17 protein-coding genes are annotated in these 22,298 nt (G+C 50.5%); 14 read left to right on the plus strand and 3 right to left on the minus strand.

Annotated elements, in window-relative coordinates; translation table 11 throughout:
- Positions 1-84: 84 nt before the first annotated feature.
- The 6 genes from BUB37_RS01980 (at position 85) to BUB37_RS02005 (ending at position 7,523) form a co-directional block, all read left to right on the plus strand.
- Complete coding sequence (locus BUB37_RS01980; protein ID WP_072987683.1) at positions 85-948, plus strand: MBL fold metallo-hydrolase; 864 nt, start codon at positions 85-87, stop codon at positions 946-948.
- Positions 949-970: 22 nt separating this feature from the next.
- The gene (locus BUB37_RS01985) at positions 971-1,837 is read left to right on the plus strand and encodes an SMP-30/gluconolactonase/LRE family protein (RefSeq protein WP_072989672.1); all 867 of its coding nucleotides are present in this window, start codon (positions 971-973) and stop codon (positions 1,835-1,837) included.
- A 15-nt stretch (positions 1,838-1,852) separates the two neighbouring features.
- The gene (locus tag BUB37_RS01990) at positions 1,853-3,484 is read left to right on the plus strand and encodes a S8 family peptidase (protein ID WP_072987687.1); all 1,632 of its coding nucleotides are present in this window, start codon (positions 1,853-1,855) and stop codon (positions 3,482-3,484) included.
- Between the two features lie 37 nt (positions 3,485-3,521).
- Positions 3,522-5,372: a M1 family metallopeptidase gene (locus BUB37_RS01995; protein WP_072987690.1), complete on the plus strand. Its 1,851-nt coding sequence runs from the start codon at positions 3,522-3,524 to the stop codon at positions 5,370-5,372.
- A 98-nt stretch (positions 5,373-5,470) separates the two neighbouring features.
- Positions 5,471-5,854: a ribonuclease P protein component gene (gene rnpA, locus BUB37_RS02000; RefSeq protein WP_072987693.1), complete on the plus strand. Its 384-nt coding sequence runs from the start codon at positions 5,471-5,473 to the stop codon at positions 5,852-5,854.
- Between the two features lie 37 nt (positions 5,855-5,891).
- Positions 5,892-7,523, plus strand: coding sequence for a S41 family peptidase (locus BUB37_RS02005; RefSeq protein ID WP_072987696.1), 1,632 nt, complete (start codon positions 5,892-5,894; stop codon positions 7,521-7,523).
- A gap of 27 nt (positions 7,524-7,550) precedes the next feature.
- Here BUB37_RS02005 and BUB37_RS02010 read toward each other — a convergent pair whose 3' ends face one another.
- A complete protein-coding gene (locus tag BUB37_RS02010) occupies positions 7,551-10,181 on the minus strand; it encodes an MGH1-like glycoside hydrolase domain-containing protein (protein WP_072987698.1) in 2,631 nt (876 codons plus the stop codon).
- A gap of 373 nt (positions 10,182-10,554) precedes the next feature.
- On the opposite strand from BUB37_RS02010, the gene BUB37_RS02020 reads away from it, so the two are divergent.
- The 4 genes from BUB37_RS02020 to gloA2 all read left to right on the plus strand — a co-directional run bounded on the left by BUB37_RS02020 (position 10,555) and on the right by gloA2 (position 14,127).
- Entirely contained in the window at positions 10,555-11,946 is a 1,392-nt protein-coding gene (locus BUB37_RS02020; RefSeq protein WP_072987703.1) for a purple acid phosphatase family protein, read from the plus strand.
- 119 nt (positions 11,947-12,065) lie between these two features.
- Positions 12,066-12,959 (plus strand): SMP-30/gluconolactonase/LRE family protein, encoded by an 894-nt coding sequence (locus tag BUB37_RS02025; RefSeq protein ID WP_072987706.1) that lies wholly within the window; start codon positions 12,066-12,068, stop codon positions 12,957-12,959.
- On the plus strand, positions 12,959-13,744 hold the full coding sequence (locus BUB37_RS02030) for an SDR family NAD(P)-dependent oxidoreductase (RefSeq protein WP_072987709.1): 786 nt from the start codon (positions 12,959-12,961) through the stop codon (positions 13,742-13,744). Before BUB37_RS02025 ends, BUB37_RS02030 begins: the two co-directional genes overlap by 1 nt.
- Complete coding sequence (gene gloA2, locus BUB37_RS02035; protein ID WP_072987712.1) at positions 13,741-14,127, plus strand: SMU1112c/YaeR family gloxylase I-like metalloprotein; 387 nt, start codon at positions 13,741-13,743, stop codon at positions 14,125-14,127. The genes BUB37_RS02030 and gloA2 overlap by 4 nt, the downstream gene beginning before the upstream one ends.
- 23 nt (positions 14,128-14,150) lie before the next feature.
- On the opposite strand, the gene BUB37_RS02040 is transcribed toward gloA2, so the two are convergent.
- Positions 14,151-14,951: a 3-keto-disaccharide hydrolase gene (locus BUB37_RS02040; RefSeq protein WP_072987715.1), complete on the minus strand. Its 801-nt coding sequence runs from the start codon at positions 14,949-14,951 to the stop codon at positions 14,151-14,153.
- Positions 14,952-14,987: 36 nt separating this feature from the next.
- Positions 14,988-16,094: an acyltransferase family protein gene (locus BUB37_RS02045; protein ID WP_072987718.1), complete on the minus strand. Its 1,107-nt coding sequence runs from the start codon at positions 16,092-16,094 to the stop codon at positions 14,988-14,990.
- A gap of 137 nt (positions 16,095-16,231) precedes the next feature.
- Here BUB37_RS02045 and BUB37_RS02050 point away from each other — a divergent pair, with 137 nt between their 5' ends.
- The 4 genes from BUB37_RS02050 (at position 16,232) to pafA (ending at position 22,061) form a co-directional block, all read left to right on the plus strand.
- Positions 16,232-16,978, plus strand: coding sequence for a phytanoyl-CoA dioxygenase family protein (locus tag BUB37_RS02050; protein WP_072987721.1), 747 nt, complete (start codon positions 16,232-16,234; stop codon positions 16,976-16,978).
- Positions 16,979-17,842: a fructosamine kinase family protein gene (locus tag BUB37_RS02055; RefSeq protein WP_072987724.1), complete on the plus strand. Its 864-nt coding sequence runs from the start codon at positions 16,979-16,981 to the stop codon at positions 17,840-17,842.
- 66 nt (positions 17,843-17,908) lie between these two features.
- Positions 17,909-20,011 carry a pyrroloquinoline quinone-dependent dehydrogenase gene (locus BUB37_RS02060; protein ID WP_244526696.1) on the plus strand — a complete coding sequence of 701 codons (2,103 nt, stop codon included), beginning with the start codon at positions 17,909-17,911 and terminating at the stop codon, positions 20,009-20,011.
- A gap of 454 nt (positions 20,012-20,465) precedes the next feature.
- On the plus strand, positions 20,466-22,061 hold the full coding sequence (pafA, locus tag BUB37_RS02070) for an alkaline phosphatase PafA (RefSeq protein ID WP_072987733.1): 1,596 nt from the start codon (positions 20,466-20,468) through the stop codon (positions 22,059-22,061).
- The last annotated feature ends 237 nt before the right edge of the window (positions 22,062-22,298 follow it).

Raw genomic sequence — 22,298 nt, forward strand, 5'->3', positions numbered from 1 at the left:
GCCTTCGTTTTCCCCGATATTCCCCCATTTGTTGTACTTCATCAAGGCTTTTCTTAATTTGCGCATCTTCTAGAACCAAGACCCATGACCCTTTATCCCATAGAAACCGGAAACTTTAAGCTAGACGGCGGAGCCATGTTCGGTGTCGTGCCGAAGACCATTTGGCAAAAGACCAATCCTGCCGACGCCAACAACCTCATCGATATCGCCGCCCGAAGCCTTCTGATCGAGGATGGCGACAGGTTGATCTTGATCGATACGGGCCTGGGGAACAAGCAATCGGACAAGTTCTTCGGTTATTACTATCGCTGGGGCGACCATAGCTTGGACGCCTCCCTTGAAAAATTCGGCTTTCACCGCGACGACATCACCGATGTCTTTATGACCCACCTTCATTTCGACCATTGCGGGGGAAGCATCCAATGGAACAAGGACAGGACGGGCTATGAGCCCGCCTTTAAAAATGCCAAGTTCTGGACCAACGAGGAGCACTGGAAATGGGCCACCGAACCCAACGCCCGCGAAAAGGCTTCCTTTTTAAGGGAAAACCTCCTGCCCATGCACGAAAGCGGCCAGCTCAACTTCATACAAAGGGATTCGGGCCGTTTTCTAAAAAATTCCGAACTCGGCTTCGATATTCTTTTTGTCGACGGCCATACCGATAAACAAATGTTGCCCCACCTCAGGTACAAGGGCAAGACCCTCGTCTTCGTCGCCGACCTGATCCCCACCGTGGGCCATATTCCCCTGCCCTATGTTATGGGCTACGATACCCGGCCCCTATTGACCCTCGAAGAAAAAGAGGTTTTCTTGAACAAGGCCTTGACCGACGACTACCTGCTCTTTTTCGAGCACGACGCACACAACGAAATTTGTACCCTAAAATCCACCGAACGGGGAATTCGTTTGGACAAAACCTACACCTTCGATGAAGTTTTCAACAGTTGACCCCATCAAAATACCTTTCGGTATGTTAGTATCCGCCCTCTGGCTTTGCTCATGTGGCCCACAAAAGGCGACCAGTTCCGACTTTACGCCCGAGTGGGGCTTTACCAAGGGCATCGAAGGTCCGGCAGTCGATCAAGACGGTAAGCTCTATGCCGTCAACTACAGGGAAGAGGGCACGATAGGAATCGTATACGAAAACGGCGAAAGTGCAGTATTTACCAAACTTCCGGGTAAAAGTATTGGAAATGGCATCCGTTTTGACAGCGCGGGACACATGTATGTAGCCGACTATGTCGGGCACACGGTATACCGCATCGAAAAGGGCGGCAAAAAAGCCGAGGTCTACGCCCATAACCCCGATATGAGCCAACCCAACGATCTGGCCATAGCGCCCAACGGCACCATTTACCTCAGCGACCCCAATTGGGCCGAAGGCACCGGTCGTCTTTGGCAGGTAAAGGCCAATAAGGAAATTGTCCTGCTCGAAGACCACATGGGCACCACCAACGGCATCGAGGTCAGCCCCGATGGCAAAAACCTATACGTTAACGAATCGGTACAGCGCAACATCTGGCGATACGACATCGACCCAGACGGCAGCCTGGGCAACAAAACCCGCTTCATGACCTTCGAAGACTTCGGATTGGACGGCATGCGATGCGACGCCAAGGGCAACCTGTACGTCACCCGCTACGGAAAAGGCACCGTACTTATCGTCTCACCCAATAAAAAAATCATAAAAGAGGTACAATTGAAGGGAAAAAAGCCTTCAAATATTACCTTTGGGGGCAAAAATGGCAAAACCTGTTTTGTAACCATGGCCGATCGGGGCAATTTAGAGTCCTTCCCCGCCTTGAATCCTGGTGCATTTCACAAACGCTTACACTAATCTCAAATTGTTTATATGACACGATTATTTCCTAAATCCGTTTTTGGATTTTCAATGGCCCTTCTGCTGATGGGCTGCGGAGCCACCACCTTGGTTTCGACCCCTATCGAGAACATCGATACCACCCCCCTGAAAATATCCGACCTGACCGATGCCGAAAAAAAGCATTGGGGCCATTTAGACCTGGTTTCGGACACCATTCCCGGTATGAGCGTAGACAAGGCCTATGCCGAAATCATCAAGAACAAAAAAGGGGAAACCGTCGTAGTGGCCGTACTTGATTCCGGTATCGACCTAAAACACGAAGACCTTGACGATGTGCTTTGGGTCAATGAGGACGAAATTCCCGGAGACGGAATCGACAACGACAACAATGGCTATGTAGACGATATCCATGGATACAACTTCTTGGGCGAATCGTACAACGAACAGCTTGAAGTGACCCGTATCGTCAAATTGAAATTGGGCGATGCCGCCCTTCAGGCCAAGGCCAAGGCCAAGGTTGAGGAAGAGTACGCCAAGGCCCTACAGCAAAAACAGCAGTACGAGCAAATTTTCCAAGCCGTTAAAAATGCCGACGAGGCCGTGAAGAAGGAACTGGGAAAAGACAATTACACCAAGGAAGACCTTGCAGGAATCGCAACTGCGGACCAGGCCATGCAACAGAATGTCGGCATCTTGTCGCAAATGTTGACCTATGAGGACACCATTCCCAAAGTGCTCGAACAAATCGAAGCGGGCATCAATTACTTCACCGATCAGGTCAACTATAACTACAACGTCGATTTCGACGGAAGAAAGGTTGTTGGCGATGATCCGTACGACATCAACGATACCGATTACGGCAACGGCAACCCCCAAAGCCGTTCCGAAGATGAAAGTCACGGTACCCACGTTGCCGGCATCATTGCGGCCGAGCGCAATAACGGTATCGGCGTCAACGGGGTGGCCAACAACGTAAAGATCATGAGCATCCGTGCCGTACCCAACGGCGACGAATACGATAAAGACATCGCCCTGGGCATACGTTATGCCGTCGACAACGGTGCCAAGATCATCAACGGCAGCTTTGGAAAGGCCTACTCGCCCAAGGCCCAATGGGTCTACGATGCCATCAAGTATGCCGCCGACAACGATGTGCTTTTCGTTCATGCCGCAGGTAACGAGGGAGCCGACCTCGACGACCCCGCCAATCCCAATTTTCCGAACGACCAAGTGAACAACGGACCCGAAATTGCCGACAATGTTATTACCGTTGGTGCCTTGACGCCCAAGTACGGGTCTGAAATGGTTGCCAGCTTCAGCAACTACGGAAAGGTGAATGTCGATGTTTTCGCCCCTGGCGACGATATTTACTCGTCCATGCCGGGTAGCGAGTACGACTTTCAGGGCGGAACCTCCATGGCGGCCCCTGCCGTTGCCGGTGTTGCGGCCCTGATCCGTTCCTACTACCCCAAATTGACGGCTTCGGAGGTCAAACAGATCATTATGCAATCGGGCCTCGCCCCTCGAACCCAGGTCATAGTATCGGGCGATACCTCGAAAACGGCTACCCTGAGCGAGATATCCAAGGCGGGAACCATCGTCAATGCCTACAACGCCTTGATTATGGCGCACAATGTTTCCGCAGGAAAGATTAAATTGTAGTCGCAATAACTATTTAGAACGTTACAGATTTCGTATTATGAACTATTTCAAAGGCCTTTTTCTCTTGTTCCTCTCGGCGACGGCGATCGCCCAGAACACCTCGTATTGGCAACAACATGTCGATTATACGATGGACGTGACCATGGATGTAAAGAACTATCGATACACGGGAACGCAAAAATTGGTATATACCAACAACTCTCCCGATGCGCTTGGCAGGGTGTACTACCACCTCTACTTCAACGCCTTTCAGCCCGGTAGTGAAATGGACATCCGTTTACAGACCATCGCCGATCCCGATGGACGTATGATGACCGATGAAAACACCAGTCGAATTGCCTCTTTAAGCGAGGACGAAATGGGTTACCTCCATGTCAGTTCGCTATTGCAAGACGGGCAAAAGGTCGATTTTGTCGAAGAGGGCACCATTCTTGTGGTCGACTTGGCCAAGCCCATCCCTCCCGGGGGGAAAACGACCTTTGACATGGTGTTTGAAGGGCAGGTTCCCCTACAGATCCGAAGGGCCGGCCGAAACAGTTCAGAGGGTGTGGCCCTCTCCATGAGCCAATGGTACCCTAAAATGGCCGAGTACGACTTTGAGGGATGGCACCCCACCCCGTACATTGCCCGTGAGTTTCACGGCGTGTGGGGCGATTTCGACGTAAAATTGACCATCGACAAGGATTATGTGGTAGGCGGAAGCGGCTACCTCCAAAACCCCCAAGAAATAGGCCATGGCTATGAGGCCCCGGGAAGCAAGGTCAAAAAGCCGAAAGGCAAGACCCTGACCTGGCATTTTAAGGCCCCGATGGTGCACGACTTTATGTGGGCAGCCGATCCCGACTACCTTCACGATACCCTTCGGGTCGAGAACGGGCCCCTGCTCCATTTTCTGTACAAGGACGATAAGGACATTATCGACAATTGGAAAAAGCTACAGCCAAAAACGGCCGAGCTCATGGAGTTCTTCAACAAGAACATAGGGGAATACCCGTACGGGCAATATTCGGTTATACAGGGCGGTGACGGCGGAATGGAATACGCCATGGCCACCTTGATCACCGGACAGCGAAAGTTCGGCAGCCTCGTGGGCGTTACGGCCCACGAAATGGCCCATTCGTGGTTTCAGCACGTACTGGCCACCAACGAATCGAAACACGAGTGGATGGACGAAGGTTTTACTACGTTTATTTCCAGCTTGGCCATGAACGCCGTAATGGAAGAGAACAAGGAAAACCCGTTTGAGGGCAGCTATAAGGGCTATTACAACCTGGTGCAGTCGGGCAGGGAACAACCACAGACGACCCACGCCGATCGCTACGACCTCAACTACGCCTACGGCATCTCGGCCTACAGCAAGGGCTCCATATTTCTATCGCAACTGGGTTATGTAATAGGCCAGGACAAGCTCATGGAGACCCTTAGAAAGTACTATGCCGACTTTAAGTTCAAGCACCCCGTTCCGAACGACATCATACGCACCGCCGAAAAAGTATCGGGGATGCAGTTGGATTGGTACCTGACCGATTGGACCCAAACCACCAACACCATCGACTACGGCATCAAAGACGTGGCGGCCGAAGGCGAAAAGACCCAAATTACCCTCGAACGAAAAGGCCTGATGCCCATGCCCATCGACCTGTTGGTCGTTTATGAAGACGGTATCCAAGAAACATTCTATGCCCCGCTTCGAATGATGTACGGCGAAAAGGAAAACCCCTACCCCCAACTCAAAAGAACGGTTCTTAACGATTGGCCATGGGCGTATCCGACCTATAGTTTTACCATCGATAGGCCCCTGCAGGAGGTTAAGGCGGTAATGATCGACCCATCGCAACTGATGGCCGACGTAAAACAAGAGGACAACCTCTGGCAAAAAGCCGAATAAAGGGCGGCCACACCTCAAAGTGAAGATGCTGATGGGGCAGTCGTAAACCAACACGTTTTACGAATGCCCCATTTTTGATCAAAAATACTTCAAACCGAATGGACTTCAAATTCCCCAAAAAAGAAAAGTTAAAAAGCAAAAAGGTAATCGACCGGCTTTTTGCAGAGGGCAAGTCCGTTACCGTCTTTCCGCTCAAGCTGATCTATCTAAAATGCGAACTTCCCGAAGAGGTTCGCGCACAAGTGGGGACAGTAGCCCCCAAAAAGAACATCAAAAGTGCGGTGCGCCGCAACCGTATCAAACGCTTGATGCGCGAAAGCTATCGTTTGAACAAACATGTGGTTTTTAACAATAGTGAAGGCTCTTTTGCGTTTCTATTTTTATACCTTGGGAAAAAGATGCCCCCATATACCGAAATCGAGTCCGCCATGACGAAAACCTTGTCCAAGTTTTTAAAGGCGGAAGGGCAAAAGGGCACCTAAAAACACCTATGGTAAATCTTCAAACAATTCAGACCAAATGAAGGCTTTAGCGAAAAAAAGAATCCTGATCCCCGTAATGGCCATGACCCTGTTCGTGGTCGGAAGTGGTTTCGTAAAGACCGATTTCTTCGAAATCGCCAAACAGATCGAGATATTCACCACCCTTTTTAAGGAACTCAACATGAACTATGTCGACGAGACCAACCCGGCCGAGTTGATGGACACCGCCATAAAGAACATGCTCGACGAGCTCGACCCGTATACCAAGTTTTTGAACGAACAGGACGTGGAGTCGTACCGCATAAACAATGCCGGTGAGTATTCGGGTATCGGAGCCCTTGTCCGCTCATATGACGACAAGTTGCTCATCGTTGAGCCCTATAAGGGCTACCCCGCCGATAAGGCGGGACTCAAAGCGGGCGACGAGATCCTCAAGATAGGCGACATCGAAGTGGCCAAGTTCGACGATAACGCCAGCGAGCTCCTAAAGGGGGCCAACAACACTTCGGTCGAGGTGACCTTTTCCAGACAGGGTGAAACCAAAACCGCCACCATTACACGGGGTGCCGTCGAAGTAGACGCCGTACCCTTCTACAAAATGGCCGACGACAAAACCGGCTACATTGTCCTGTCCAAATTCAACGCCAAGGCATCGAGCCAAACCAAATCGGCCCTCATAGACCTTAAGGCCCAGGGCGCCGAAAAAATCATCCTCGACCTGCGCGGCAACCCGGGCGGCCTCCTATCGGAGGCGATCAACGTAACCAACCTATTTGTCGACAAGGGCGAGTTGATCGTAACGACGAAGTCAAAGGTGAAAAAGTTCAACAGGGAGTACAAGACCAAGAACCAACCGGTGGATACCGAAATTCCCCTGGTCGTCTTGGTCAACGGCAACAGTGCCTCGGCCAGTGAAATCGTTTCAGGGGGGTTGCAAGACCTCGACAGGGCCGTAATCATGGGCGCCCGTAGTTTCGGGAAGGGCTTGGTACAACGCCCCTTAAAGCTCACCTACGGCACCCAATTGAAGGTTACCATCAGCCGTTACTACACCCCTTCGGGAAGATGTATCCAATCGCTCGACTATTGGAACAGGGACAAGGACGGCAACGCCGTCCAAAAAACCACCTTTAACGACTTTACCACGCGCAATGGACGCAAGGTACAGGATGGTGGCGGGGTCTTGCCCGATATCGAAATCGCCTCGACCAAGGCCAATGAACTGACCTCGGCCCTAATGAACAACAATGTAATCTTCGACTTTGCCACCCAATACTATTACAAACACGCCCTGGACAGTGTAGACGATTTCGCCTTCTCCGACAGCGATTACGAAGATTTCAAAACCTTTGTCTCCGAAAGCAACTTCTCTTTTGAGACCAAAATAGAAAAGACCTTAAAGGCTGCCATGACCGACCGGGAAGAGGTAATCTTCAACGAGGCGATCGAAAGCGACTTTGAAACCCTCTTGGTCGATATCGAAAAGCGTAAGATCACGGCCCTTGAAGAATATCAAAATGAGATAAAGAGCAAGCTACAGGACGAGATCATTAAACGCTACTTTTACCGCGAAGGCCTTTACGAGTACTACCTAAAGAACGACGAGGCCATTTTGGCCGCAGCCGAACTTTTGGACAACCGATCCAAATACGACAGTATTCTTCGATAGGCCCTGGTGCAATGTTCCAAGGGATACTCAGCCCTTGTTCTGCTCCATCTCCATGATCAAATTGGCGATAAGGGCCGTCCATCCGGTCTGGTGCGAGGCTCCCAACCCCTTTCCCGTGTCCCCGTCAAAGAACTCATAAAAAAGGTGTTCGTTTTTAAAATGGGCGTCTTTGGTAAAGACCGATTGCGGGTCGTCGGAATGGTAGCGGAATTTGCCTGCCCCGTCCCGCTCGAAAAGGCGTACCAATCGCTTGGTTATTTCATCCGCGATTTGGTTGAGGTTCAACTTGTTTCCAGAACCGGTGGGAAACTCGTATACATAGGTAGGGCCGTAGTACTGGTAGTATTTTCGCAAGGATTGGACGATCATGTAATTTAGGGGCATCCATATAGGCCCCCGCCAATTCGAATTGCCGCCGAACATGTTCGATTTGCTTTCCCCGGGCTCGTACTCGATCCGGTGGTGGCCGTGATGCTCGAATACATAGGGGTTTTCCTTGTGGTATTTGGACAGTGAACGTATTCCGTAATCGGATAGAAACTCGTCTTCGTCGAGCAGTCGTTTCAATAAGTGTTCGAGCCTAAAGCCCCGCATGATGGAGAAGAGGTAGTTTCCGTCTTCGTTCGCTTCCTCAATCCGGGAAATCAGCGAAGCGAGGTCTGGCCGTGTCAACACGATCTTTGCGGCCCTTACCTTAAACTCCCTCAGCTCTTGGAAGGGGTTTTTGTGAATGACCTCAACGGCGAACATGGGAATGATCCCCACTAGGGAACGTACTTTCAATCGCTGGCTCGTACCGCTCGACATCTCCACCACGTCATAGTAGAAATTGTCCTCATCGTCCCAAAGTGAGATATCCTTGGCGCCGATATGGTGCATGGCCCAGGCAATGTTCAAAAAATGCCTAAAGAATTTGGCCGCGGCCTCTTCGTAGGCGTCGTCTCCCTCGGCCAGCTCCAACGACATCCGTAGCATGTTGAGGGTAAACATGGCCATCCAGCTCGTGGCATCGGCCTGTTGCATTCTGGTGATGCCCGGGGGCATATGGTTTCGGTCGAATACCCCGATGTTGTCGAGGCCCAAAAACCCGCCTTCGAACAGGTTCGTGCCGTGCGTGTCCTTTTGGTTGACCCACCAGGTGAAATTGACCAAAAGCTTCTGAAAGGCCTTTTCCAAGAAATTGCGGTCCCCTTTTCCCGTCCGCGCCTTATCTTTTTCGTATACGCTCCACACCGCCCAGGAATGCACTGGGGGGTTCACGTCGCTAAAATTCCACTCGTAGGCCGGTATCTGTCCGTTGGGGTGCATATAGCTTTCACGCAGTACCAGCAGAAGCTGCTCTTTGGCAAAATAGGGGTCTATCTCGACAAAGGAAACCATGTGAAAGGCCAAGTCCCACGCCGCGTACCACGGGTATTCCCATTTATCGGGCATGGATATCACATGTCGGTTGGTCAGGTGCTGCCAACTGAAGTTCCGTGCGTTGGCCCGATAGGGCTTAAGTTCGCCGGGACCACCGAACAGCCACTTAAACACATCGTAATAATAGAATTGCTTGGTCCATAACAGGCCCGAAAAGGCCTTTTTGGCAATTTCGCGGTGGGCGGCGGGCAGCTCCTTGGTCAAGGTTTCGCCATAAAATTCCTCGCACTCCCCTATGCGCTGTTCAAAAACGGCATCAAAATCCTTCCAAGGTTCGGCCACCTTCCTTTTACTAAGTCGAACCTTTATGGTCTTTGCCTTGCCCGGGCCAAGCCTAAACTTGTGCCAAACGGCAAATTTTGAGCCCGTCTTCTGCGGATTGACACTTTTTCTTTTGCGGTTGACCACCCGTTCGTTGATCCCGTCCTTTACGTATTCGGTCTCGTTCGGTACCTTGTATATTTTTTCATTGTTGGTCTCGTTTTCACAGAACAGTTGCTCTCCCTTTTGGTGGTAGAGAAAATACCTTCCGTTCCGGGTACTTCTCGATTCGACACAATGGGCATCTACTGCAGTTATCCTGGGCCGGGTAAACCGTTTGTTGTGCTTCCAGAAATTTCGAAACCAAAGGTGGGGAAGCACGTGGGCGGTAGCGGCCTTTTTCCCCCGGTTGACCACCGTTACCTTCATCAAAATATCGTCCACATCGGCCTTGGCATATTCGACAAAGCAATCGAAATAGGCATTGTCCTTAAAGCAATCGGTATCCAAGAGCTCAAATTCCGGTTCTTCGCGACTGCGGCGGTTCTGCTCTACCAAGCTTTCGTAAGGAAAGCGCTTGTGCGGGTATTTGTACAAATACTTCGAATAGGAATGCGTGGGCGACGAAACCTGATGAAAATAGAGTTCCTTTACATCTTCGCCATGGTTGCCCTGGTTGTTGGTAAGACCGTACAAACGCTCCTTTAAGATGGGGTCTTTGCCGTTCCAAAAAACCGGTGCCAAACAGAGTATTTCGCGAGAATCGCAAAAGCCGGCAATACCCTCTTCGCCCCATCTATACGCATTGCTACGTGCCTTTTCGTGGTCTATAAACTCCCAGGCATGGCCATATTCGCTATAATCCTCGCGAACGGTGCCCCACTGGCGCTCGGCCAAATAGGGGCCCCATTTTTTCCAATTCCTATAGTTATCGGGTACGGCCAAACGCTGGGCCTCGACACCTTTTTGAACCATGTATTGTTTTTTCTTTGAAATAATCGCTATTTGGAAAGACGTTACTTAAATCACTAACTGTAAAAATACCTCAAAATTGTTCTTGAACTCAGGCTTAACCCCATTAGGCCCAATGATTTGTGGATAAACAAATAGGGGCGGGACTTTATTGCCAAAATCCCATTTCAACACCAAAAAATTGGCAAATACACATTCGGGCCAAAAGAATATATCCACCAAAGGAACACAAGAAGGAGCGCTTTTTGGGCTTGGGTCCAATCGACAAATTTCCATCAATGAAAAGCAAAATTCTTGACCTACTTCACCATGCTTCTTTGTAGATTTACCCAGGTATAAACCAAGACATCCATAATCATCATACCGCCTTAAACCCATGAAAAAGTTAAAATTATCCCTTTGCCTTCTAATAGCCGCCACGGTATGTATGCCTGTTGCGGCCCAAGAGCACCAGCACGGCGACGGGCACCATACCCATTATGCCGACATCGATTCCCTTCTCGGCCATAAATTAATGTTCCCTTCCAGAACGCCCGATAGGATCATTACCAACCTTACCGTCGACCCGGCCCATAGCTTTGCGGTCAATTGGCGTACCAACCAACAGGTAAGCACGGGGTTTGTAGAGATTGCCAAGGCCACCGATGGCCCCGAGTTTCTTTTGAAGGGGGTAAGAAGGATCGAGGCAACCAGCCAAAAGTTTGAAAACCAAAACCGACGGGAACCCTTGGTCAAGAGTACCTTCCATTCGGCCATTGTCGACGGTTTGGAACCAGAAACCACCTATGCGTACCGGGTAGGAAGCGGTGAAAAGGAAAATGGCTATTGGAGCGAATGGTTCCAGTTTACCACAGCCAGTGCATCGGGCGAAAGACCCTTTAGTTTTATCTACTTTGGCGATGCCCAAAACAACGTCAAATCGCTTTGGTCGAGGGTCATACGCAATTCGTACAAACAATACCCCAATGTCGATTTTATGCTCCATGCAGGCGACCTTATCAATGACCGCGATGCCAATTTGGAATGGGGCGAATGGTTCTATGCGGGCAGTTTTATCCATGCCACCGTACCCAGTATGATGACACCGGGAAACCACGAATACAGGGACGGTATTCTTTCCTCCTTGTGGAGGCCGCATTTCACCTTGCCCGAAAATGGCCCGACCGAGGCCCTTAAGGAAACCTGCTACGCCGTGGATTACGAGAATATGAAGCTTATCTCGATCGATAGTGAAGCCTTTGACGAGCACGAAGAGGCGCGGGGCACACAGGTCCAATGGTTAGACTCGGTACTTAGCAACAACACCAAGAAATGGACGGCGATTACCACCCATTACCCCATTTATTCGACCGCCAAGGGCAGGGACAACAAAGAACTTAGGGAGGCCCTAAAGCCCCTTATCGACAAATACGGGGTAGATTTGGTCCTACAGGGGCACGACCACACCTATGCCCGGGGCAGCGATAAAAACCGAGGTCAGGGATTGACCGTAGTGAACGATGCGGGTACCGTATACGCCGTATCGGTCAGTGGGCCCAAAATGTACGAATCGCAAGACCAAGACTGGATGGTTCGAAGGGGCGAATACACCCAGCTCTTTCAAATTATATCGGTCTCAAAAGACACCCTTACCTATGGGGCCTATACCCCCATAGGAAGCCTCTACGACTCGTTTGAGCTCATCAAAAGGAACGGCAAGAAAAAACTGATCAACAAAGTGCCCGATAGCAAGATGCGCCTAAAAAAGGATTTTGTAAAGGAGAAGTAAATTCGCCCATGTAGCTCGCAGGGAGCGCAAAGGTCCTTGACTTTTCGGGGGGAAGGGCCAATGGGGTTTAAACTCGATTATCGAGTAAATTCCGTAACTTTCTTTTTGAAAACAACGGCATGCCCGAAACCTCAACCCATAAAGCGGAACCCATACTCGATAACCGGTCCTTACTTGGTGAGGGACCCGTTTGGGACGAAAGAAGCCAAACCCTGTACTGGGTCGATATCGAGGGTAAAAAGCTCCACGCCCATCGGCCCGCCACCCAACATAATGCGCATTGGGACTTTGATGAAATGCTTGGCGCGGCAGTGCCCATGGAAAATGGAAACCTGTTGCTCGCCCTTGAAAAAGGCCTGGCGGTCTTTGATGTCGATACCGGGTTTCTGCATCGACCGGGCGTGCTTGAAAACAACGACCCCATGATGCGTTTTAACGATGGCAAAACCGGACCCAACGGTCATTTTTATATCGGTACCATGCACAAAGAATTCGCGCCAAAAAGCGGCACCTTGTTTCGGGTAGACCCGACCCTGAAGGTAAAAACCGAAATTTCGGGAACCACCATTTCAAACGGCATGGCCTGGACCTCCGACCGAAAAACCTTCTATTTTAGCGACACCGACACCTATAAAATCGACCGTTACGAATACCATCTGGAAACGGGCTCCCTTTCGAACAGGCAAACGGCCTTTAAAATTCCCAGTACCTATGGGGGTGCCGACGGTATGTGCATCGATTCTGAAAATATGCTGTGGATCGCCCATTGGGGAGGTAGCTGTGTGCGCCGGTGGAACCCCAAAACCGGGGAGGTGCTGCAAAAGATAGACGTAGACGCGCCCCATGTGACCTCGTGCTGCTTCGGTGGCAAGGACCTCGACACCCTTTACATTACCACCGCCCGGAGCGGACTCAGCCAGAAGCAAATTGAAAAGCATCCAAAAAGCGGCGGATTGTTCGCCTATAGACCCAAGGTCAAGGGAAGGCCCATAACCTATTTTAAACACAGCTAATGGCCTATTCGGGAATCAAAGACAAAACAGCTATAGTTACCGGTGCCGGCGAAGGTATCGGCCGCGCCATTGCCGAAGCCCTGACAAGGCAAGGCGCCAACGTAGTTCTCAACGATATCGATACCGCCCTGTGCGAACGTTCGGCGCATGAAATCGACCAAAGCCATAAAGGCCGTTGCCTCCCTTTTGCCGGTGATGCGGGCAATGTGGGCTTTATTGACAAGATGGTGGGTTTTGCCCTGTCGCAATTCGGAAAAATAGACTTTGTGATTCCCAATGCGGGCATTACCCTTTTCGGCGATTTTCTGAAGTTCACCCCCGAATCGTTCAACAAGGTGGTTCAGTTGAACCTGCAGGGCGCCTTTTTTCTGGTACAGCGCGCCGCCAAGGAGATGATCCGGCAAAAAAGCGGCGGAAAAGTGGTGCTTCTATCCTCCCAGGTAGGCATTAGGGCCTACCGCAACCTTACCGCCTATGCAATGACCAAGGCCGCCCTGCGGATGATGGCCGTCAACCTGGCCTTCGAGCTCGACAAACACCGAATAAACATCAATGTGGTGGCGCCCGGCGCAACACTTACCGAGCGTACGCGACAGGAACAGCCCGATTACGAAGGGATATGGGGCAAATTGAACCCCAATGGGCGCGTAGGCAAGCCCGAAGACATCGCCAATACCTGCCTGTTCCTGCTTTCGGACGAGGCCGGCCATATCAACGGACAGACCATCCCCGTCGACGGGGGATGGACCACGGCGGGCAAATACCCCGAAGACCTCGGCCAATGAGCTTGAAACGCATACACCATATCGCCATTATCTGCTCCGATTATAAAACCTCCAAAAGGTTTTATACCGATATTCTGGGGCTTCAGGTCTTACGGGAAACCTATCGGGAAGAAAGACGGTCGTACAAGCTCGACCTGGCCCTTAACGGCGAATACCTTATTGAGCTCTTCTCCTTTCCCGATCCGCCCAAACGCATTTCTAGGCCCGAAGCGGCCGGACTTAGGCATTTGGCCTTCGAAGTAGACGACGTGGCCGCTGAAAGGCAAAGGCTTATGGCCGAGGGCCTCGACGTGGAACCCATCCGAACGGACGAATTTACGGGAAGGCAATTTACTTTCTTTGCCGATCCCGACGGGCTGCCCATCGAGCTCTACGAAAAGTAGTTTTGAAAGCAGGCCAAACGCTCTTACTCCTTAAGGTTTTTGATTTTTATATTTCTAAAATCAATGGGCTGGCCTTCGCTTTGTAGGGCAATCATGCCTTGGGTCAGGGGCGTGTCGTCGACCTTGTATTTGGGGTCGTAGCCGTCGACCACCCCGCCCCCGATCCGAGGTTTGGTGTATTCCAATACGGTCTTGCCGTTGATTATATGTTTGACCAAGGAGTCGCCGTAAACAATCAGCTCGGCCTTGACCCATTGGTCGCCAAAAAAGGTGTCGGAGGTAGAGTTCAAACAGTGTCCGGGATACATTTCGCCCTGAAAGTCGATTTCGGTTCCCGGGGAACACATGTTCCCCGTAGGCCGTTCCTCGCCCTCGGTTATTCCCGCCAAAAACTGCATCTCTACCGAAATGGGCCAGTTTTGCTCCTTAAGCATGGTTCTGGGGTCTTGCGAGTGAAACATTACCCCGCTGTTCTTTAAGGTATACGAAGGTGCCCCGGGATGCAATTCCCCCACAAAGCGATATTCCATCGATAGGTGAAAATGCGAAAAGGGCTTGTCGAAATACAAATGCCCGAAACGGTCGTTAAAATCGCCCTCGTACTTATCGTAGCGTACTTTAATGATCCCGTCTTCGGCCCGAAAGGTATCGCCATAGTTGTCGCCCGTTTCATAATGGTGGATTTTGGTGGTCCATCCCTCCAAATTCTTGCCATTAAAAAGATATTCCCATTCGTCGTCTGGCTTATCGCCTTTTTTTACGCCACAGGCCAAAAGAACAAAAAAGGCCAAGAAAGATAGGCTAAGGACATGTTTAAATCGCATAGTTTTAAGTTTGATGTTGAATTAAAGGTTAGGCACTTATACTTTAAAATAAATCTTGTGCTTGTCGAGAAAATAGGTAATATACCAAAAGATAAACAATACCAGTAAGGCATTGAGAACCATTATAAGCTGTTCGGACAATCCCATGGGCGCCAAGAGGCCTTCCGTCCAAATACGGCCAAAGCCCCGGAACCATTGGGCGCCAACGGTTTCTGCAAACAGGTAGATAAAAATGGAATTGGTGCCGACCACGGAAAATATTTTAAGCCAGTTCGCCTTGTACCCCCTTATATCGATAAGCCAATAGAAAAGCGTTAGCGTTAAAACGGCAAAACCCCCCGATGCCAGGGTAAAGGAACTGGTGGCTATACGTTTGATGATGGGCGTAATGTTCAATAGGTCCAAGGCAAAGCCGAGTAGCAAAATCGCCGTTCCCCAAATCAAGAAAGGCCTGATTTTTTCCTTGGCGGGAATATGCGACAACAGCATCTTGCCACAGACCACGCCCCAAATGGTATGGGCGGCCGTAGGGATAAAGTTCACAAAGACCCAATACCCGTCGTTTACTTTTCCCATAACCAGCATATCTATGTACGAACCGAAACTGTCATGCCCTTGCACATAGGGTCCTGCCGGGTTGTAGGCGCGATACAGGATTTCGGTAAGCACGAGCAGGGCCAAAGATATACCGATTTGTATTTTATTGGGCAGGTTCATGATGGCGTATGCTATCAATATCGTAAAAGCAAGTTGTACGAGCACGTTCCAAAGCTCCCAGACCAGGGCATGGCTGTACACGCAATGCAAGAGGACACCAAAGAGGAACAAAAGAAAACACCGTCTTACGATGTGCTTGGTCACCTGTTTTCTATCGCCCTGTGCCAGTCTTTTTCGCAACGAAAAGGGCATGGCCACCCCAACGATGAACATAAAAAAGGGTTGAATAAGGTCCCAAAACCTCAGCCCGTTCCACGGGTGGTGGTGCAATTGCCGGGCGAAGCCCGAAAAGGCCGTCCCTTCGACCAGTTCCGAAAAGTTATGGTGAAACCCTGCGGCCTCGGCAATCAATAAAAACATGGTAAGGCCCCGAAAAACATCCAAGGAAAAAAGACGTTTCGAAACGCTTTCGGCGAGTTGTGACATGTGGTGGGTTATTTAGCTGGTTGATTCTTCTAAAGTAACGAAAATATTGGAGTAATCTCCGCCCTGTATTTTTGCGCCATTATGGCTATCTTAGTTCCATCGTGCCAAGCGGCCCCCGCTTGTTAAAACCATACCCTATGTACCCACTGGACCACCGCCAAAAAACGTTCTTCGAAGAAGAAGGCTATCTGGTTATCGAAGACCTTTTGTCCCCTGCTGAAGTCGCCTACTACAGTGATGTTTACACCTCCTTTTTAGAGAATAGGGTCGATGCCTCCCGGTATCGTTCCGACCTATCGGGAAGCAAGGGAAAATCTGAGAAAATTACCCAGATCATGGTACCCAGCAAGGTGCTTCCGCAATTATTGGAAAAACCCTTGCACCAAAAATCCCTAGGTATCGCCAAAGCATTAATGGGCGACGATATTGCGCTCGATTTCGATATGCTCATCAACAAGGCCCCCTTTACCAACACCATAACCCCATGGCACCAAGATGCGGCCTACTGGATCGATATGCCCGACAAACGGGCGGCCAGCTGTTGGGTGGCCATCGACCCCGCCTTTAAGGAGAACGGGTGTATGTGGTATACGCCAAAATCGCATTCGCAACCGCTATTGCCCCATGTACAAACAGGGAACAAAGGCGCCTTGAAATGTGAGGGAAGCGAAGCTAATTCGGTTTGTGTCGAACTCCGTCCCGGCTCCTGCGTTTTTCACCAGGGCGGAACCTTACACTACAGTAGGGGGAATTCGACGGCCCAACACAGACGCGCCCTGATTACCAATTTCAGGCCGGCCGCCATGATCGCCCTCGAACGCCAAAAAGGGGTCGACCATACCGGTGAACGGGAAATAAAGGCCCAACAAATGCCCAAAAATTAAATGAACAAGGCCCTTAAGGAACATATTGAATACTTGCTCGGCGTAAAGGTTCGAAGAATGCAGCCCGTTTCGGGAGGCGATATTTCCGAAGCCTACCTGCTGGAAGCCGAAACGGAACGCTTTTTCTGCAAAATCAATTACGACGACAGGGCCCACGACATGTTCAAGGCCGAAAAAGCGGGTTTGCAGGCTATTGCCCAATCCAAAACCATAAACGTACCGAAGGTTTTGCTCTGTGAGCCTCTTGAAAAAGGTGGTTTTTTGGTGATGGACCATATCGAACCCAAACGGCCCACGGAAGCCGACTTTGAAGCCTTGGGCCATCAACTGGCCGCCTTACATCGCCAAGCCACTGCCAAGGAGTTCGGGTTCCCGAACGACAATTTTATCGGCAGTCTTCCCCAATCGAACTCGAAACATGCCCTGTGGTCCGACTTTTATGTTCAAGAACGCTTGTTGCCCCAGTTGAAGCTGGCGATCGACACCGGCAAACTCACATATAGCGAAATCCCCACGGAAGAAGGACTTATAAAGGGCTGTTCCCAGCTGTTTCCCCATGTTACACCGTCTTTGTTGCATGGCGACCTATGGAGCGGCAACTACCTGATTTCAGCAAAGGGCGCCCCCTATTTGATCGATCCCGCCGTGTATTACGGGCATTATGAGGTCGATATGGCCATGACCCGCCTCTTCGGGGGGTTTGGACCTTCGTTCTACCGCGCCTATCAAGAGCATTTCCCTCCTGTGGGCCACGAAAAAGAACGGAACGACATCTACCAACTCTACTACCTCTTGGTCCATTTGAACCTGTTCGGCAGTTCGTACAAAGCCTCGGTAACCCAAATACTTGACCGTTATTTTTAGGTTTTTACTTACATTTAGGGGAGCCATACCATTCTTGCCATGTCTTTAAAAAAATTAGTTTTACCCGTGTTGTGCACTGTTTTGGGAACCCTGCTTTTCAGTTGTCGATCCAACACCGAAAAAGGGCCGGCCCATAAGGCCTATAGAACTTGGTCGTCGTATCTGGGCGATCCCGGCCGAAGCCATTACTCCACGCTATCCCAAATAAACAAGGACAACGTCAAAGACCTAAAAGTGGCCTGGACCTACGAGGCGCCCGATTGGGGCCAGATGCAGATGAACCCCTTGGTCGTAGACAGTATCTTGTACGGGGTTACCGCAGCGCTCCGGGTAGTCGCCCTAAATGCCGAAACGGGGAAGGAGATTTGGCAGTTTGGCGATTCCATACAAGTGTGGCATTCTACCAGCAGGGGGGTGTCGTATTGGGAAGCGGGCGATGACAAACGGATCCTTTGTACCCGCGGGCCCCATCTCTATGCCTTGGATGCCCTTACGGGAAAGCCCATACCCACATTTGGCGATAAGGGCAAAATCGACCTGCGTTCGGGAATGCCCGAAAGCGCACGGGAAAAGTTTGTAATATCCAACACCCCCGGAAGCATCTTCAAAAACCTCATCGTAATGCCGCTTCGGCTCTCCGAAGGGGCTGGCGCGGCTCCGGGAAACCTTATGGCCTTCAACGTACTTACAGGGGCCTTGGAATGGGTTTTCCATACCATTCCACATCCAGGGGAGGAAGGCTATGATACTTGGGAAGAAAACGCCTATCGAAGCGACGAAGTGGGTGCGGCAAATAATTGGGCCGGTATGGCCGTAGACGAGGAACTCGAAATTATCTATGCCCCCATAGGTTCCGCCGCCCCCGATTTTTACGGGGGAGCCCGAAAAGGAAGCAACCTTTATTCCGACTGCCTGCTCGCCTTGGATGCGAATACGGGCCAAAGGCTATGGCACTTTCAATTTACCCATCACGACCTTTGGGACCGCGATCCCCCTGCCCCGCCCAACCTGTTGACGGTAGAACGGGAAGGCAAAAAAATTGCCGCCGTGGCCCAAGTGACCAAACAGGGCTATGTGTACGTCTTCGACCGAAAAACGGGCGAACCCCTTTTTGATATCGAAGAAGTGCCCGTACCGGCCTCCACTTTGAAAGGGGAAGAAGCATGGCCTAGCCAACCCATACCTGTAAAACCAAAACCCTTTGCACGGCAATCTACCGACATCACCGAAGACAATGTGAGTCCCTATGCCGAAAACCCCGATTCGCTCAGGGCCATATTACGGAAACTGGACAAGCGCATCTACGCCCCGCCCAGTTTGGAGCCTACCTTGCTCTTGCCCGGTTACGACGGAGCGGCGGAATGGGGCGGTACGGCGGCAGACCCCGAAGAAGGCATCATTTACGTGAATTCAAACGAGATGCCCTGGATCATGCAAATGGGCCTAAACGATACCGATTGGGAAGCCCTCCCCTTGGGCGAGGCCACCTATGCCCAATATTGCGTAAGCTGCCATCAAGCGGATAGAAAGGGACTGGCCGCAAGCGGATTTCCTTCATTGGTAGATATTGAACTCCGTAAATCTAGGGAAGAAATCTCTTCTATCATTGCAAACGGAAAAGGTATGATGACGGGCTTTCCCCAATTGAAGCCAAAGGAAAAAGACGCCCTCATAAGTTTTCTGTTCAACCAGGAAATCAAGCATAACGTTGCGGAAAACACGAATGCCGAAAAAGGATACCGCACGCCCTATAAGCATATGGGCTACAACAAATTTTTGGATAAAAACGGCCTCCCGGCCCTAGATCCCCCGTGGGGCACAATGCACGCCATCGATTTAAATACCGGAGAGTATATTTGGTCCATTGTTTTGGGCGAATCTCCCGAACTCTTGGAAAAAGGCATTAAAGGAACAGGAACCGAAAACTACGGCGGGCCAGTGGTTACCGAAAACGGACTCTTGTTCATTGCGGCTACCCGCGATGGTTATTTTAGGGTTTTCGACAAGCATACGGGAGCCAAGTTATGGGAATACCGACTGCCCGCCCCGGCCTTTGCCACACCTGCCATGTACGAAGTAAACGGAAAACAATTTATTGCCCTGGCCTGTGGCGGCGAAAAATTGGGAACAGAAAAGGGAAATACGATCATCGCCTTTGCCTTGGAGTAATATCATTGGCCTTTTGGCCCAGACGGAACAAACCTGTGTCTGTGTGAGAAAACACCCCCTACAAAGACACGGTTTATCTACTTGATTCGATACAAACGTGACGCTTACGACAGCGGAGACACCTTATGCCTTGGGATCCCTAGTGTACGCCGAGGTATTGAAGCAGACCCGATTTTTGATTTCAAGCCAAGGAAATAGTCAAATAGTTACATGTTTTCTATTAAATTCTATATGATTTTGATGGGGAAAGATGGTAAATTTGATCCTGTTTGTGGCCAAAACGGCCAAAAGAACAAGCATTCTATGAAGCCATCTAAAATGTTCGGATTTTGCCGAAAACTCAAAGTTTCCTTCCCCTCGCCGTCCCGAAACCCACGGGCAAAAGATGGGTGAAACCGTCAATCTAACTAAAAATTAAATACATCTACACGAGTTCATTACCTAAAAACAAATCATGAAAAAAATCAGTTTCCTCATTTTAATTGTGATGTCGCATTTCATCTCCAAGGGATGTCTTGCGCAAACCCCAACTGCGGATAAACCCAAAATTGTAGTAGGCCTGATGGTCGACCAGATGCGGTGGGATTATTTGTACAAGTATCAGGACAGATACGTCGACGGCGGCATCAAGCGCCTTCTTGCCCAGGGTTTTCGTTGCGAAAACACCATGATCCGGCATGTCCCAACCGTTACGGCAGCTGGTCATGCGTCGGTGTATACGGGCTCGGTACCTGCCCTAAACGGCATCGTCGGGAACGATTGGTACGATCGTTCCTGGGGGCGGGAAATCTCCAATGTCGAAGATTCGACCGTAACAGGGGTGGGCGGAAACCCCGACCTGAACCGATCTCCGCGCAACCTCCTTACCACTACCATTGGTGACGAATTACGTATGGCCACCAACTATCAAAGCAAGGTCGTGGGTATCTCCATTAAAGATAGGGGGGCCATCCTTCCGGGCGGCCATACGGCCAATGCGGCCTTTTGGGAAAAATCAGGCAAGTTTACCACCAGCACCTACTATATGGATGCCCTCCCGGATTGGGTAAATGCGTTCAACAAAAAGAAGTGGGATAAAATTTTGATGCCCAAAGACTGGCAAACGCTACATCCTATCGACACCTATGTGTTAAGTGACAAGGACGACAAGGATTATGAAAGCCTTAGCGGCGACGAAAAAAAACCCGTCTTTCCCCATAAAACCTCGATATCAAGATCGCCGTTCGGAAATACCTGGACCCTCGAATTTGCCAAGGCGGCCATAGACGGATATGGGTTGGGACAGGGAAAATTTACCGATTTTCTTGCGGTCAGCCTTTCGAGTCCGGACAAGATCGGCCATGCCTACGGGCCGAACTCCATTGAGGTAGAAGACACCTACCTCAGACTGGACAGGGACCTGGAAAACTTTTTCAACTATCTGGATGAGCGTTACGGCAAAAACGGCTATCTCTTTTTTATAACGGCTGACCATGGGGGGAACCATTCCCCTGGCTATTTGGAGGAACACCGAATCCCGACCGGGGTCTTGACCAATGATGTTTTTAAACAGCTCGGCCAGGCACTGAAGAAAGAGTTCGGTACCTCCGATATCATTCTGGCCAAAAGCGGTTTTCAATTGTACCTGGATTACGATGTGCTTGCCAAGATCGGCGTAGACAAGACCACGGCCGCCAATTTCATCATAGACCAGCTCAAGCAGGTTCCGGGAATAGAAACGGCATTTATAAACGAGGACCTCGCTTCGGCAGCCTATCCGGAGCCTGTAAAAACCATGTTGATCAACGGCTATAACCCAAAACGAAGTGGCGACATTGTAATCGTTAAATCTGCCGGATGGAAGGCCGGATCGCGAATGGGGGCCACCCACGGCGATTGGAACCCCTATGATTCCCATATTCCCTTGGTGTGGATGGGAGCGGGAATACGCCCCGGAAAAACCCATAGAAACATCGGAATGACCGATATTGCCCCTACCCTTGCGGCCCTCCTCAACATTCAGCAACCCAGCGGGTGCGTCGGACAGGTAATTACGGAGATTACCGATTAATATCCCGCTTCAAAACATTTAGGTAAAGCGCTCAAAAGGGCGCTTTACTGCTTTTATGGGGACAAGAAACCCCTAAAAATCCTTTTCTGATGTGGCACAGGCGCGAGGCATGCGCCAGCGGGGGGACAAATCCCCCTTCGAAGGGGGTGCCCGAAGGGCGGGGGATGTTGCCTTGCATTCTATTTTTTAAGTATCTTGGATACAACAAAAAATTCAACAGCAGTATTACAAATAAAT

This window comes from Pseudozobellia thermophila (assembly GCF_900141855.1).
Classification (GTDB): Bacteria; Bacteroidota; Bacteroidia; order Flavobacteriales; family Flavobacteriaceae; genus Pseudozobellia; species Pseudozobellia thermophila.

Excerpts from the sequence above, each read along its gene's own strand:
- gloA2 (WP_072987712.1), top strand. The coding sequence starts at position 13,741 with ATGAGCTTGAAACGCATACACCATATCGCCATTATCTGCTCCGATTAT.
- pafA (WP_072987733.1), top strand. The coding sequence starts at position 20,466 with ATGAAAAAAATCAGTTTCCTCATTTTAATTGTGATGTCGCATTTCATC.
- BUB37_RS01995 (WP_072987690.1), top strand. The coding sequence starts at position 3,522 with ATGAACTATTTCAAAGGCCTTTTTCTCTTGTTCCTCTCGGCGACGGCG.
- BUB37_RS02045 (WP_072987718.1), bottom strand. The coding sequence starts at position 16,094 with ATGTCACAACTCGCCGAAAGCGTTTCGAAACGTCTTTTTTCCTTGGAT.
- BUB37_RS02040 (WP_072987715.1), bottom strand. The coding sequence starts at position 14,951 with ATGCGATTTAAACATGTCCTTAGCCTATCTTTCTTGGCCTTTTTTGTT.
- BUB37_RS02050 (WP_072987721.1), top strand. The coding sequence starts at position 16,232 with ATGTACCCACTGGACCACCGCCAAAAAACGTTCTTCGAAGAAGAAGGC.
- BUB37_RS01985 (WP_072989672.1), top strand. The coding sequence starts at position 971 with ATGTTAGTATCCGCCCTCTGGCTTTGCTCATGTGGCCCACAAAAGGCG.
- rnpA (WP_072987693.1), top strand. The coding sequence starts at position 5,471 with ATGGACTTCAAATTCCCCAAAAAAGAAAAGTTAAAAAGCAAAAAGGTA.
- BUB37_RS02025 (WP_072987706.1), top strand. The coding sequence starts at position 12,066 with ATGCCCGAAACCTCAACCCATAAAGCGGAACCCATACTCGATAACCGG.
- BUB37_RS02005 (WP_072987696.1), top strand. The coding sequence starts at position 5,892 with ATGAAGGCTTTAGCGAAAAAAAGAATCCTGATCCCCGTAATGGCCATG.
- BUB37_RS02030 (WP_072987709.1), top strand. The coding sequence starts at position 12,959 with ATGGCCTATTCGGGAATCAAAGACAAAACAGCTATAGTTACCGGTGCC.
- BUB37_RS02010 (WP_072987698.1), bottom strand. The coding sequence starts at position 10,181 with ATGGTTCAAAAAGGTGTCGAGGCCCAGCGTTTGGCCGTACCCGATAAC.
- BUB37_RS02055 (WP_072987724.1), top strand. The coding sequence starts at position 16,979 with ATGAACAAGGCCCTTAAGGAACATATTGAATACTTGCTCGGCGTAAAG.
- BUB37_RS01990 (WP_072987687.1), top strand. The coding sequence starts at position 1,853 with ATGACACGATTATTTCCTAAATCCGTTTTTGGATTTTCAATGGCCCTT.
- BUB37_RS02020 (WP_072987703.1), top strand. The coding sequence starts at position 10,555 with ATGAAAAAGTTAAAATTATCCCTTTGCCTTCTAATAGCCGCCACGGTA.
- BUB37_RS01980 (WP_072987683.1), top strand. The coding sequence starts at position 85 with ATGACCCTTTATCCCATAGAAACCGGAAACTTTAAGCTAGACGGCGGA.